This window comes from Vibrio sp. 1402 (genome assembly GCF_033340275.1).
This window is the reverse complement of the sequence record NZ_JAWOWE010000745.1, coordinates 1-510: the sequence shown is the minus strand read 5'-3', so window position 1 is coordinate 510 and position 510 is coordinate 1. Positions and strand designations below refer to the sequence as shown.

2 pseudogenes are annotated in these 510 nt (G+C 45.9%); both read left to right on the top strand.

Annotated elements, in window-relative coordinates:
- Positions 1-158, top strand: a pseudogene (locus R7044_RS28255) (ABC transporter permease); the annotation flags it as partial.
- A 156-nt stretch (positions 159-314) separates the two neighbouring features.
- A pseudogene (locus tag R7044_RS28250) lies at positions 315-510 on the top strand (SPOR domain-containing protein); the annotation flags it as partial.

Sequence of the window (510 nt, the reverse complement as noted above, 5' to 3'; positions counted from 1 at the left end):
TGGGCGCGTTGATCAGCATCGGCTTTAACTACATCTTCTCTGGTGCTTGGTGGATTACAGCCTTCCCAGGTATTGTGCTAGTTACTTTGGTACTGGTTATTAACCTTCTGGGTTACTGGTTACGTGATGTATTTAACCCGAAACTGTACAAAGGTTAAGAATTTAGACATAGAGCATTGTTAAATCGCTCATTTCCTTCCTAAACTGAGAGCCGGATGCAATTCCGGCTCTTTTTTTGCTAGTTATTCTTTGTTCACATTTTTTTGGCGCTTTGCCGCCATAATGACCTTACCCACTAGTTCAGAGTGAAGCGTATGGAAATGAAGAAGGCACACCTCTCATCACGCATTGTCCAATCAGGCCTCAGCTTAGGAGGGCTATTGCTGTGCGCCCAATTTTCAGCCCCGGTATTGGCCGATGACTTTCTTTGTCAGGCGACTCAAGCGAGCGACAAAGAACTGCCGATGCTAGAGAAAAGTTGCCCAATCGGTCAGGGTGTTTGGGGAAAGA